The organism is Brevibacterium sp. RIT 803, from assembly GCF_016892625.1.
In the GTDB taxonomy this organism is placed as follows: domain Bacteria; phylum Actinomycetota; class Actinomycetes; order Actinomycetales; family Brevibacteriaceae; genus Brevibacterium.
This window is the reverse complement of sequence record NZ_JAFEMW010000001.1, coordinates 739483-752410: the sequence shown is the minus strand read 5'-3', so window position 1 is coordinate 752410 and position 12928 is coordinate 739483. Positions and strand designations below refer to the sequence as shown.

The following is a 12928-nucleotide window of genomic DNA, read 5'->3' as shown; positions in this document are numbered from 1 at the left end:
GACTTCTGGAGGCGCAGCTCATGAGGATCCATTTTCTGCCCTGACACCGGTGGTGCAGGATTGCAACAGGTTCGCCCTCGTCGGAACTGTGCGGCTCGATAGCGTTGTCGTCAGACGCAAGGGGAGCATCCCTTCCACAGGGATCATCCCGTGAACAGCCACAGCAACAGGAGCGAACCAGATATGCACACTCGGCAACTGTCCGCCAGCGGCAGCAAAGCAGCTTCGAGTCATTCGGCACACGGTGGCTACCCAGGTTATTCCGCCTACTCACAGTCGGTCGCATACGGAACCAAACCAGGGTTCGGACCCAGCCCAGGGTTCGGACCCGACCCAGGGTTCGGACCCAACCCAGGGTTCGCGGGCCCCATCACCTACATCTACCAACCGATCGCGCCGACCAACACGGTGGCGATCATCGCCATGGTGCTGTCACTTGCAGGGACCATGACATCCTTTGTCCCCGCGGGCCTCGCCGGGATCGTCATGGGCCACATCGCTCGCAGACAGATACGTCAGCGAGGCGAACGTGGAGACGCGATGGCGCTGACCGCACTCTGGGTAGGTTACCTCGGTGCTGGATTCTGGCTGATCTTCTGGGGCCTCTACATCGGTGTCATGGTGCTGGCGATCATGGCGGGCGTTGCCGCTGAAGAAGCGAGCTACTGACTGAACTGAGACGCATCTGTAACAACCTCACCTTTTGTCCGGGAGAACGACTCGGTACCGTTGTAGGCATACGCAAGGAGATCGCGCCATGAGCAGTCAGAACAACTGGAACAATCCAGACATGTACTACCAGCAGCCGCAGTCAGGCCCCGCAACGGGCAGCGGCTACAACAATGCGAATGCCAACTACGGCGCTGCAAGCTATAACCCCAACGCCGCATATGGCCAGAACGCCCAATACACCGGTGGGGCACCAGGGGCGGCCTACGCCTATCAGCCGCTTCCTCCCACGAACACTCTGGCGATCATTGCCCTCGTCGCCTCGATCTTCGGAGTGATGAGCAGCATCTTCCTCGCGGGCATCGCCGGAATCATCATGGGCCATATCGCCCGGAAGCAGATTCGGCAGTCAGGTGAACGCGGAGACGGTATGGCCGTGGCCGCTCTGTGGGTCGGCTACGTCGGCACCGCATTGTGGGTGCTGTTCTGGGTCGGCTACGTCGGAATCATGGTTCTTGTCTTCGGAGTCGCCATGGTCGGTGCGGGGGCGGCCGGTTGACGTCCGGAAGACCGGACGCCGATGCCACTGATGACCACGCCGCCGACGATCACATCCCCGACGATCACATCCCCGACGATCACATCCCCGACGATCACCTCGCCGAGGACCACATCGCCGAGGACCACATCGCCGAGGATGCGGACTCATCCCCGGTTGTGCAGGACGAGGTGACCGATGACTTCGACCCAACGGGTTCCCACCCTGCCTCAGCCTCAGCCGGCGGCAAACTCGTCCTGGTCGGGACTCCTATCGGCAACCTCGGCGATGCGAGTGAGCGCATGCAACGCGCCATCGCCGGCGCCGATGTCATCGCAGCCGAGGACACTCGCCGTTTTCTGTCGCTGACGCAGCGTCTGGAACTCACGCACACCAAACGTGTCATCAGCGTCTTCGACCACAACGAACAGTCTCGTGCGCCCGAGCTGGTCGAACTCATCCGCTCCGGCCAGACCGTCGTCCTGCTCAGCGACGCGGGTATGCCGGCCGTTTCCGATCCCGGGTACCGTGTCGTCAAGGCATGCGCGGAGGCCGGACTTCCGATTACTTCCACCCCCGGACCCTCTGCCGTGCTCATGGCGCTGGCAGTGTCCGGGCTGCCCAGCGACCGATTCAGCTTCGAAGGCTTCCTGCCGCGCAAATCGGGGGCACGCAAGAACCTCCTCGAGGAGCTGCGCGGTGAGAAGCGGACCATGGTGTTCTTCGAAAGCCCCCACCGTATCGCCGACACGATGGGTGACTTTCTCACGGTCATCGGGCCTGATCGACCGATGAGCATCAGCCGCGAACTGACGAAGACCTACGAGGAGACACTGCGCGGCACTGTGTCCTCGCTGCGTGAACTTGCAGCCGACGGACTGCGCGGGGAATTGACCCTCGTACTCGCAGGAGCAACCGCGGTCGAGACTGCCCCGGAGGATCACCTCGAGGCTGTCGGTGAACTCGTGGGGTCAGGAGTGCGCGCGAAGGATGCCGCGGGGCAGGTCGCGAAGCAGTTCGGGCTGTCCAAACGTGAGATCTACGAGGCCTGGCTGCACCGGGAGTGAGACCCGAGGACCCTCCGAGTTGCGCGTACGAGGGTGTGGATAGATCCGAGCACCGTGTTCCACGGTCGAAGTCAGATTGAGTTGGTTGCAAGCAGCTCAATCTGACTTCGACTGTGGAGATCCTGGCGCGTCTCTCTGGAAACAGTGCGGTCGAGCTAGCAGACTGTTCGTGCAGCTGCTCAGGTGGGGATCAGCCACTTACGTGCGGAGCCCTGTGAAGGAACGAAAGACCTCGGCGTAAGTGTCCTGTGGACGAATGCAGTTCGTCCACAGGGCTCGTTTTCGGTCTGGTGAATGTGGGTTCCGTCAGCTGACCATGACGTGATGTACAACGTTGTCTATTTTCGTGATCTCAGAGCCGCAGGTGCGACGACGACGCTCATCCGTTCGTCACTGGGCTGCTGTCTGCTCAAATTATGCCGAGGAGTGTACTCGGTGGTCCGGCGGTGTGGCGTTCCTGCCCACAGCGTCTTCTTGATCTTCGCAGAGAATGACGAGTGGATTCGTTATCACGAAGAGGGCACGTACCTGGAGCGCTCGCAGAGACCCAAATACCTCGAACACCTCGATCGCCTACGGGTCCTCACCTATCCGTCGTATCGAGATGGTGATGTGGTCTGGGGCGTATCGGCTGCGCGACTTCATCAACTCGGGATGTTCGGGATCGACTCTCAACCGATATCTGTGATCAATCCGCGGGCCGGTTCGAGAAGCGGTGAACTCGTTCGCCGTCAACGTCGGATCATAGGTGGGGACGTGGAGATCCTGGACGGGGTTGCTGTGACGAACCGGGCCAGAACTGCACTCGATCTCATTGGTGTCCTCGGTCCCGCAGGGGGATTTGCTGCTATGGAGCAAGTGCTCCGCGCGTCGATGCTCGGCGACGACGAAGAAGCAGCCTTTCGAAGAGGTTACCCGCCAGACCTCATGGACCACTTGCCCGAGAATGTCTCCGAGCTGTTCGGTCCGGCGAGAGCTCGAATGGCCGTCGGGCGGAAGCGCGCACTGACTCTGTGCGGGTTGGTCTCGCCGCTGTCAGAAAGCTACGCGGAGAGTCGTGCGTCGTTGAATCTGCACCTGCTGGGGCTACACGATTTCATTCAACAGTTCGACGTCAAGGAGGGGTACCGAACCTTGACTCGACTGGACTTCCTATTCAAAGCTGCCAAGGTCGCACTGTATGTGGACGGGACCCAGAAATACGTCGCTGCCGGATTCGACCGGATGAATAAGGAGAGCCACCAGCACAACCGTCTGCTGTCCATGGGATACACAGTGATCCGTTTCAAGTTCAACGAGGTCCTCGACGTGGCGACCTTTTCACGGAAGCTGTTTGCCCAAGCACCGCAGCTGAAGAAGAGTTGTCAGAAGAAGACGGCTATCTGAGGTCGTTGCAGGTGCAGGAGAGGCGTCGGATGTGGGACTCGCCAGTCGAAGTCAGGTTGAGCTGGTTGCAACCAACTCAACCTGACTTCGACTGGAGAACGGCACCTACTCCGCCCACCCCGCGGCTGCGCGCCACCCCGCGGCTACGCACCACCCCGCGGTTGCGCACCACCTCTGCGCCCCAACGTACCCACCCGTGCGCGCTCAGGGGGCGACTCCCGCGGACCCTTGCGCGCCTGCGGGCTGGCGTCCCTTAGACTGAGTGACCTATGGGTTATTACTTGACGACAGCTATCGCTTACCCCAATGGGGCCATCCACATCGGGCACGCATATGAGTACATCGCGGCCGATACGATCGCGCGCTTCAAGCGCCTCGACAACCACGATGTGTTCTTCAGCACCGGCACCGATGAGCATGGTCTGAAGATGCTGCAGGCGGCGAACAAGCTCGGGATCACGCCCAAGGAGCTCGCAGACGACAACGCGAAGAACTTCCGCGACACACAGCTCGCGCTGGGTTCGACGTTCGACCGGTTCATCCGCACCACCGACGAGGACCACTACGAGTCGTGCAAGGCGATCTGGCGCAAGCTCGAAGAGGCCGGCGACATCTACCTCGACACCTACTCCGGCTGGTACTCGATCCGCGACGAGGCCTACTATGCACAGGACGAGACCGAGGTCGTCGACGGTGTTCGCCTGTCCACGGAGACCCGCACCGAGGTCACCTGGACAGAAGAGGAGTCCTACTTCTTCCGGCTGTCCAAGTACCAGGACAAGCTGCTCGAACTGTACAAAGAGCACCCGGAGTTCATCGGCCCCGATTCGCGCCGCAATGAGGTCGCCTCCTTCGTCGCCTCGGGCCTGAAAGACCTCTCCGTTTCGCGCACGACATTCGACTGGGGTGTGCCCGTGCCCGGCAACGAGAAGCACGTGATGTACGTGTGGATCGACGCGCTGACGAACTACATCACGTCCGCCGGATACCCGAACGATGAGGAGTCGTTCAAGAAGTGGTGGCCCGCCGATGTCCACATCATCGGCAAGGACATCATCCGCTTCCACAGCGTCTACTGGCCCGCGTTCCTCATGAGCGCAGGCATCGAGCTGCCGGGGCGCGTCCACGCCCACGGGTTCCTCTTCAACGCCGGTGAGAAGATGTCGAAGTCCGTCGGAAACGTCGTCGACCCCATCGACCTCGTCGACGCATTCGGCCTCGACACTCTGCGCTTCTTCCTCTTCCGCGAGTTCTCCTACGGCAACGATGGGTCCTACACGAAGGACTCGATCATCACCCGCAAGAACTCCGACCTCGCCAACGAGTACGGCAACCTCGCCCAGCGCTCGTTGTCGATGATCGCGAAGAACTGCGAGGCACAGGTTCCCCGTCCCGGTGAGCTCACCGAAGATGACGAGAAGCTGTTGGCATTGGCCCGCGCAGTCCCCGACACCGCCCGCCGCCACGTCGACACCCAAGCCCTCCATCTCTACGTCGAGGCCTGCTGGAAGGTGCTCTCCGAGGCCAACCGCTACTTCTCCGCCCAGGAACCCTGGAAGCTGAAGAAGACCGATGCCGACCGCATGGCCACCGTGCTGTGGGTGACGATCGAGGTCGTGCGCATCATCTCGATCCTCATCCAGCCGGTCATGCCCGATTCCGCCGGCAAGATCCTCGACCTCCTCGGCGTGCCCGAGGGCATCGGTCAAGCCGGTGCGAAGGTGCTGCCGACAGCGACTGACAGTGATGCCGGCGCCGAGGTGGATCCTCGTTCCTTCGCTGCGATCGACTTCCCGCTGGAGCCGGGGATCCCACTGCCGAAGCCAGTCCCGGTGTTCCCCAAATTCGTGGAGGAGACCGAATAATGGCTTCTCGCGCCGCCGGAACCTATCCTCCGGTGCCTGAGCCGCTGGCCCACCCCGTCGTCGATACCCATACGCATCTTGATATCTGCACGGGTGTGCGACTGCCCTTGGGCGCCGGCGAACCCGAGCCCGAGGTCAGGCCCGACGAGGACGAAGAGTTCCCCAGCCTCGACTTCTTCTTCGACACTGCCCAGTCTGCTGGAGTCCAGCGCATCGTGCAGATCGGCTGTGACCTGCCGGCCGCACGGTGGACGACCGAGTTGGTCACACAGCAGTCACAGCAGGGCCGCTCGTGGATGCTCGGCGGTGTGGCTTTGCACCCGAATGAGGCGCCGAGGCTGGCCGAACGAGGCATGCTCGACGATTCCCTCACAGAGATCGAGTCACTCGTGGCCTCCAATGACCGTATGCGTGTGGTGGGGGAGACGGGCCTCGACTACTTCCGCACCGGCGAAGACGGTGTCGCCGAGCAGCAGCGCTCGTTCCGTGCCCACATCGAGATCGCCAAACGCACGGGCAAGGCACTGCAGATCCACGACCGTGAGGCCCACGCCGACGTGCTGCGCATCCTCCGCGAGGAAGGTGCCCCCGAGGTCACGATCTTCCACTGCTATTCCGGCGACGAGGCGATGGCCCGCGAGTGCGCAGACGCCGGGTACTACATGTCCTTTGCCGGCAACCTCACGTTCAAGAGCGCCGATGAGCTCCGACGCGCCGCGGCTGCGGCTCCGCTGGATCGTCTGCTGACCGAGACCGACGCTCCTTTCCTCACCCCGCACCCGCACCGCGGCAAGCCGGGCGGCCCCTATCTGGCCGCGGTGACGGCACGCAAGCTCGCCGAGGTGCGCGGGATGAGCGAAGAGGACCTCTGTGCCGCAGTGTGGAAGAACGCGGAGACCGCGCTGGGAGGCTGGGACTGAGCGACCAACTTGGTGAGGCTGGGACTGAGCGACCGCCTCGGGGAGGGTGATGTTGACGCTCGATCAGCCACCTCGGCGGGCAAATGTCACGATTGTGACCAAGCCCGGAAACACGGGGAAGTCCTGGTCAGAGCGCCAGTTCAGGCGACCTCGCTGTTACATGTTCGTAATGTTTTGCGTATCTTGTAACGAATCGGTTACAGTGGATGAGTTGATGACCTCTGCCCCAGGGATATTTTTGTGATTGATTTTCTCAAGAACCGCAAAGTGCAAATTGCTGCACAGGCGGTCGTGATTACCGGACTCGTGGGTGGCACGGGCGCCGTGGTCACCATGAACAAGCCAGTGACATTGGATGTCAATGGTCAGTCCGAGGAAGTTCGGACCTTCGGTGGAACCGTGGGGGACGTCCTCGACAGCCGCGACCTCGACATCCAGAAGAACGACCAGATCAAGCCAGGCGTAGACAAGAAGATCTCGCGTGATATGACGATCACCGTCAACACCGCGAAGGAAATCTCGCTGTCCGTCGACGGCAAGAAGAGTGATGAGACGACGCATGCGAACACCGTCGGTCAGGCATTGGCCGACCTCGGTGTGGACGCGAAGAACGCGGATCTCAACACCAAGCCGAACCAGAAACTCAAAGATGAAGGCAACGACATCGATGTGACGACCGCCAAGGATCTCACAATCGTCGCCGATGGCAAGGACCACAAGGTCTCGGCCGCAGCAGAGACAGCCAAGGAAGCCCTCGCTGAGACCAAGCTGAAGCTCGACAAGGACGACTTCATGTCTGTGCCTCTCAGCTCCAAGGTCTCCGACGGCCAGGTCCTTACCTTGAACCGCGTGAAGAACGACACGGTCAAGGAGAAGGAGGCCATCGAGCCTAAGACTGAGACCAAGAAGTCGGACTCCCTCTTCGAGGGCGAGACCAAGGTCGAAGACGAAGGCAAGGCGGGCCAGAAGCAGGTCTCCTACAAGATCAAGACCGTCAACGGCGATGAGGTGAAGAAGGAGAAGAAGGGCGAGAAGGTCCTCTCCAAGCCTGAAGCCAAGGTCGTCATCGAGGGCACCAAGAAGAAGGAAGCCCCTGCTGAAGAGCCAGACGACTCCGGCAGTGGTTCGGACGCCGGGACCGGCGACGGCGGCTCTGACAGCGGTTCGGGCGGCTCCGGCGACGGTGATAACAGCACCGGCGGCGGCTCCGGTGGTGGCGACATGAGCACCCAGGAGATCAAGGACATGCTCGGCGGACCGGGATCCAAGTGGTACCAGGTCGCTGAGTGCGAGTCGGAGTTCAACCCACGCGCAGTGAACAAGTCGAACAACGCCCACTTCGGTCTGTTCCAGTTCAAGCTGGCGACCTGGCAGGCCATGGGCGGCAGTGGCAACCCGATCGATGCCAGCCCACAGGAGCAGTTCGATCGCGCCAAGAAGCTGCAGGCCGAAGCCGGCTGGGGACAGTGGGCCTGCGCCTGATCCAGAGCGCAGCTGCTGGCGTGAAGCGCGACCGCTGACCTGAAGCGATAAGGTCACAGGCGACAACCACAAGCACGGACCCGGGAGACCATCTCCCGGGTCCGTGCTTGCATTCACGTCAGGGGCACCTTGCAGATGAGACCGGCCCAGCTTTGCCGCCGGAGGGGCCGTCTTCGAACACCTTTTCTGGGGTTTCGCCCAGAGCGTGGACAATCCTTGGCACTCGAGTTGACCGAGTGCTAAGAGCGTTCTAAAGTCGAATTAGCACTAGCACTCATTGAGTGCCAGTTTTATGAGACGGTCGATCCGCTCGGCACCCGCGACGACGAGGGGATCATGGCATACGCCGCCGTCTGACTCAAAGAAGAATTGAACCCCAGCGAAGGGAGAGGGCCCGATATGTCGGTCTCCATCAAGCCACTCGAAGATCGGATTGTCATCCGTCAGGTCGAAGCAGAGCAGACTACCGCCAGTGGTCTGGTCATTCCCGAAACCGCCAAGGAAAAGCCTCAGGAAGGCGAAGTTGTCGCAGTGGGCCCAGGCCGCGTTGCTGACAACGGAAACCGCGTCCCAGTTGACGTGGCCATTGGCGACAAGGTCATCTACTCCAAGTTCGGCGGCACCGAAGTCAAGTACGCAGGAGAAGAGTTCCTCGTGCTCTCGGCTCGTGACGTGCTCGCCGTCATCGGCTGAATCCCCTGAACAACTACTTCACTGACAGGAGGACGAATGCCTAAGAATCTGGAATTCAACGACGAGGCCCGTCGTGCACTCGAAAAGGGTGTGAACATCCTCGCGGACACCGTCAAGGTGACGCTGGGACCCAAGGGTCGCAATGTTGTTCTCGACAAGAAGTGGGGCGCACCCACGATCACCAACGATGGTGTGACCATCGCTCGTGAGGTCGAGGTCGACGACCCATACGAAAACCTCGGCGCTCAGCTGGCCAAGGAAGTCGCCACCAAGACCAACGACATCGCCGGTGACGGAACCACCACCGCGACTGTCCTGGCACAGGCCTTCGTCAACGAAGGTCTGCGCAACGTTGCCGCCGGCGCCGCACCAGGTGCCCTCAAGCGCGGAATCGAAGCCGCCGTCGAGGCGATCTCCACCGAACTCGGAACCATCGCTCGCGATGTCGCCGACTCCTCGGAGATCGCACACGTCGCCGGTCTGTCCGCTCAGTCCGAAGAGATCGGCAAGCTCATTGCCGATGCCTTCGACAAGGTGGGCAAGGACGGCGTCATCACGATCGACGAGTCCCAGGCCGCATCTGTGGAACTCGAAATCACCGAGGGAATGCAGTTCGACAAGGGATACCTCTCGCCGCACTTCGTGACCGATGCTGATCGCCAGGAAGCTGTGCTCTCCGACGCGCTCATCCTCATCAACCAGGGCAAGATCTCCAACATCCAGGAGCTCCTCCCTGTACTGGAGAAGGTGCAGCAGGCCGGAAAGCCTCTGTTCATCGTGGCCGAGGACATCGAAGGCGAAGCTCTGTCGACGCTGGTCGTCAACAAGCTGCGCGGCATCATCAATGTTGCCGCTGTCAAGGCACCCGGATTCGGCGACCGCCGCAAGGCGATCCTCGAGGACCTCGCCGTCCTCACCGGTGGCCAGGTCGTCACCGCTGATATGGGCATGAAGCTCGACCAGGTCACCCTGGAAGAGCTCGGCAACGCCCGCACCATCACCGTCACCAAGGACAACACCACCATCATCGATGGTGCTGGCTCCGACGAGGACGTCAACGGTCGGGTCGCCCAGATCCGCAGCGAGGTCGAGAACACCGACTCCGATTGGGACCGCGAGAAGCTGCAGGAGCGCTTGGCCAAGCTCTCCGGCGGTGTCGCAGTCATCAAGGTCGGCGCCGCCACCGAGGTGGAGCTCAAGGAACGCAAGCACCGCGTCGAAGACGCTGTGTCGGCTACCCGTGCAGCCATCGAAGAGGGCGTCGTCGTCGGCGGTGGATCGGCTCTGATCCACGCATCCAAGGTTCTGACCGGGAACGACCTGAGCCTGACCGGCGATGCGGCCACTGGTGCTGACATCGTCAAGCGCGGCGTCGTCCAGCCACTGCGCTGGATCGCTGAGAACGCCGGCCAGGACGGCTACGTCGTCGTGTCCAAGGTCGAGGAGCTCGCTTCCGGCCAGGGATACAACGCCGCCACCGATTCCTACGGCGACCTCATCGGCGCCGGAATCATCGATCCGGTCAAGGTCACCCGCTCGGCACTGCGCAACGCCGCTTCGATCGCCGCACTGGTTCTCACCACTGAGACACTGGTCGTTGAGAAGAAGGAAGAAGAAGAGGACTGAGTCCCCATCTGATTCGCATCACCGCGCAGCGACTGCGCTGAACTGATACACGAGTGGCCCGGAACAATGTTCCGGGCCACTCGTGTATTCACGATCAACCGGTGAGCTGGGCAGCTGTCTGACTAGCCGGTGAGCCGGGCAGCTGTCTGACTCGCCAGTGAGTCGGCCAGCCAGCTGGCTAGCCGGTGAGCCAGCCAGACACCCAGCCAGCAGTCTGTTCGGCAAGCTGGTCGACATCCACGCTCACACACTTCGCAAATTGCACAGGCGGCTCACACCTACTGATCAGTCAGATCCTATGTTTCTTGTCGTTGCGGGTCGTTAGTCTGGATGAGACAGTTTGACGCAGCAATGTAGGGACCATATGACGACCGCCTCACCGATGCCCATCGCTCAGCTTCGCAATGTCTCGAAGGTCTTTGATCCCGACGGGGCAGCGCTGGTCGCTCTCAACCAGGTCTCCCTTGATATCGCCCCCGCCCGTCTGACGGCCGTGATGGGACCCTCGGGTTCGGGCAAATCCACGCTCATGCACATTCTCGCCGGACTCGATCGGCCCAGCTCGGGCACTGTTCACATCGGTGACCGTGAGATCACTGCATTGCACGAGGACGAGCTCACGGCCTTGCGTCGGCGGCGGATCGGCTTCGTGTTCCAGGCATTCAACCTCGTGCCGACTCTCACTGTCAGGGAGAACATCGTGCTGCCCTTCGAGCTCGATGATCGGAGGCCCAATGCCGATGAACGCGCCTGGATCTCCAGCATCATCAAGCGGCTCGGTCTCGACGAGCGGCTCAAACATCGGCCCAGTGAGATCTCGGGCGGACAGCAGCAGCGCACCGCCATCGCCCGTGCCCTGGCCACGAGACCGGACATCCTCTTCGCCGACGAACCGACGGGCAACCTCGACGGCCGGTCGGGGCGCGAGGTCATGGCCATCATGTCCGAGGCCGTGTGCGAGCTCGGACAGTCGATCGTCCTCGTGACCCATGATCCGATCGTGGCCGCCTATGCCGACCGCGTCGTGTTCATCGCCGACGGCACACCCGTCTCAGAGCTCAACGACTCGATCAGCGCCGAGGTGATTGCACAGACGATGCTCGATCTCGACGCGAAGGCCGAGGCTGCGGAGAACGCAGCCGCCGGGCCCCTGCAGAATCCCGTACGGTCTCCGCAACATGCCGCGGAGACCGGAGGGCGCCGATGAACCCGATGCGGGAGCTCCGGAGCAACCCGCGCCAGTTCGCCCCCAGCTTCCTCGTCGTCTTCATCGCTGCGCTCTTCGGCACCGTCATCATGCAGGGCATCGAGATCCTCACAGCCTGGATGTCCTCGGCGAAGATCGTCTCCGAGTCAGACACGGCGCAGGGGCTGCTCACCACGGTGGGACTGCTCTTCTTCATCATTGCGCTGTTCGTCTCAAGCATCGTCATCGCCAATACGTTCTCCATCATCATCGCCGGTCGCAGCCGTCAACTGGCACTGCTGCGTCTCATCGGAGCTTCCTCGCGACGGTTGCGCCGGGCCGCCTCGGCGGAGGGACTGCTCGTTTCGATACCCAGCGCCGTCGCTGCGTTCCTCGTCTCCACCGCGCTCGCGCAGGGTGCGGCGGCCTACCTCGGCGGACAGATCACCGTGGAGTCGGATCTGCTCAGTCCTAAGATGATCCTCCCGGGGGCCGCGACCATCGTCGTGACCTGGTTCTCAGCGTATCTGGGTGCCCAACGCATCAGCGGCATCTCGCCGATTGAGGCCACCTCGCAGGCTGTCGAACGTCGCCCCGAGGATACGCGTGCATCGATGGGGGCCCTGGCGGGTGCACTCATCCTGCTGTCTATGGGGATCACCCTTCTCATCAGCGGCGTCATCGGTGCCAGCGGGAACACGGTGAGTGTCCTTGGCGTGCTCCTCGTCGCCGTCGGTGCCGCGCTGACCTTCGTCGGCGTCATCGTCGGCAACCCCTGGATCCTGCCTCCGCTGCAGACGCTCACCGGGTGGCTGCTCGGCCGAACAGCGACCGCACGTCTGGCTGCGTCGACGATCGCTCGTCACCCCACTCGCAATGCGCGCACGGTGATCGGCCTCGTCATCGGCATCACCCTCATCGTCATGTTTGCCACGGCCATGACGACATTTCGAGACCAGCTTCTCGACTACGCTGAATCGCTCGGCGACGACGGGTGGGGCGGTTTCGAGGAAGTCCTGAAGACCATCATCGACCAGACGATGATGTTCTTCCTCGGCATGGTCCTCTTCTCGGTCATCATCGCCGTCATCGGGGTCGCGAACGCGCTCACGCTCTCCGTGCGGCAGCGCACGCAGGAGATCGGTCTGCTCATGGCCCTCGGTCAGACGCCTCGACGGGTCCGTCGCATGATCGTGGCCGAGGGTATGCAGCTGAGCGTGACCGCCTGCCTGGTCGCGGTGCCCCTCGGCATCGCATTCGGGTGGATCGGTGCCCTGGTTCTGCTGTCCCCGCTGACCGGATTCTTCGCTCCGTCCGTGCCCTGGTGGGTCATCATCTCCGTCGTCGCCGGCTCGCTTCTGGCCGTACTCGCCGCCAGCCGTGCTCCGGCGCGCTCGGCCACGTCGATCAGCCCTGTGGACGCTCTCCAGGCGGTATAGGTCATGGCCCGCGCCGAGGTAGTCGTGCACTCGCGAACCGAGCTCGCCGAGGTGGTC

General features: G+C 62.2%; 11 protein-coding genes. All 11 read left to right on the top strand.

What is annotated here, in order from left to right; all coding sequences use genetic code 11:
* The first annotated feature begins 183 nt into the window (after positions 1-183).
* Positions 184-669, top strand: a complete 486-nt coding sequence (locus JTF07_RS03445) for a DUF4190 domain-containing protein (RefSeq protein WP_204232904.1) — start codon at positions 184-186, stop codon at positions 667-669.
* Positions 670-757: 88 nt separating this feature from the next.
* The gene (locus JTF07_RS03440; protein ID WP_204232903.1) at positions 758-1228 is read left to right on the top strand and encodes a DUF4190 domain-containing protein; all 471 of its coding nucleotides are present in this window, start codon (positions 758-760) and stop codon (positions 1226-1228) included.
* A gap of 170 nt (positions 1229-1398) precedes the next feature.
* Positions 1399-2274, top strand: a complete 876-nt coding sequence (rsmI, locus tag JTF07_RS03435) for a 16S rRNA (cytidine(1402)-2'-O)-methyltransferase (RefSeq protein ID WP_204233569.1) — start codon at positions 1399-1401, stop codon at positions 2272-2274.
* Positions 2275-2598: 324 nt separating this feature from the next.
* Entirely contained in the window at positions 2599-3660 is a 1062-nt protein-coding gene (locus JTF07_RS03430; RefSeq protein WP_204232902.1) for a hypothetical protein, read from the top strand.
* 269 nt (positions 3661-3929) lie between these two features.
* On the top strand, positions 3930-5525 hold the full coding sequence (gene metG, locus JTF07_RS03425; RefSeq protein WP_204232901.1) for a methionine--tRNA ligase: 1596 nt from the start codon (positions 3930-3932) through the stop codon (positions 5523-5525).
* Complete coding sequence (locus tag JTF07_RS03420; RefSeq protein ID WP_204232900.1) at positions 5525-6445, top strand: TatD family hydrolase; 921 nt, start codon at positions 5525-5527, stop codon at positions 6443-6445. The genes metG and JTF07_RS03420 overlap by 1 nt, the downstream gene beginning before the upstream one ends.
* A 240-nt stretch (positions 6446-6685) precedes the next feature.
* A complete protein-coding gene (locus tag JTF07_RS03415) occupies positions 6686-7927 on the top strand; it encodes a ubiquitin-like domain-containing protein (protein WP_204232899.1) in 1242 nt (413 codons plus the stop codon).
* A gap of 399 nt (positions 7928-8326) precedes the next feature.
* Positions 8327-8620 (top strand): co-chaperone GroES, encoded by a 294-nt coding sequence (gene groES / locus JTF07_RS03410; RefSeq protein WP_009883265.1) that lies wholly within the window; start codon positions 8327-8329, stop codon positions 8618-8620.
* A 36-nt stretch (positions 8621-8656) separates the two neighbouring features.
* On the top strand, positions 8657-10246 hold the full coding sequence (groL, locus tag JTF07_RS03405) for a chaperonin GroEL (RefSeq protein ID WP_204232898.1): 1590 nt from the start codon (positions 8657-8659) through the stop codon (positions 10244-10246).
* A gap of 364 nt (positions 10247-10610) precedes the next feature.
* Positions 10611-11453 carry an ABC transporter ATP-binding protein gene (locus JTF07_RS03400; RefSeq protein ID WP_252199241.1) on the top strand — a complete coding sequence of 281 codons (843 nt, stop codon included), beginning with the start codon at positions 10611-10613 and terminating at the stop codon, positions 11451-11453.
* Positions 11450-12871 (top strand): FtsX-like permease family protein, encoded by a 1422-nt coding sequence (locus JTF07_RS03395; RefSeq protein WP_204232897.1) that lies wholly within the window; start codon positions 11450-11452, stop codon positions 12869-12871. The genes JTF07_RS03400 and JTF07_RS03395 overlap by 4 nt, the downstream gene beginning before the upstream one ends.
* Positions 12872-12928: the final 57 nt, after the last annotated feature.

Excerpts from the sequence above, each read along its gene's own strand:
- JTF07_RS03445 (WP_204232904.1), top strand. The coding sequence starts at position 184 with ATGCACACTCGGCAACTGTCCGCCAGCGGCAGCAAAGCAGCTTCGAGT.
- JTF07_RS03440 (WP_204232903.1), top strand. The coding sequence starts at position 758 with ATGAGCAGTCAGAACAACTGGAACAATCCAGACATGTACTACCAGCAG.
- JTF07_RS03430 (WP_204232902.1), top strand. The coding sequence starts at position 2,599 with ATGTACAACGTTGTCTATTTTCGTGATCTCAGAGCCGCAGGTGCGACG.
- metG (WP_204232901.1), top strand. The coding sequence starts at position 3,930 with ATGGGTTATTACTTGACGACAGCTATCGCTTACCCCAATGGGGCCATC.
- JTF07_RS03420 (WP_204232900.1), top strand. The coding sequence starts at position 5,525 with ATGGCTTCTCGCGCCGCCGGAACCTATCCTCCGGTGCCTGAGCCGCTG.
- groES (WP_009883265.1), top strand. The coding sequence starts at position 8,327 with ATGTCGGTCTCCATCAAGCCACTCGAAGATCGGATTGTCATCCGTCAG.
- groL (WP_204232898.1), top strand. The coding sequence starts at position 8,657 with ATGCCTAAGAATCTGGAATTCAACGACGAGGCCCGTCGTGCACTCGAA.
- JTF07_RS03400 (WP_252199241.1), top strand. The coding sequence starts at position 10,611 with ATGACGACCGCCTCACCGATGCCCATCGCTCAGCTTCGCAATGTCTCG.
- JTF07_RS03395 (WP_204232897.1), top strand. The coding sequence starts at position 11,450 with ATGAACCCGATGCGGGAGCTCCGGAGCAACCCGCGCCAGTTCGCCCCC.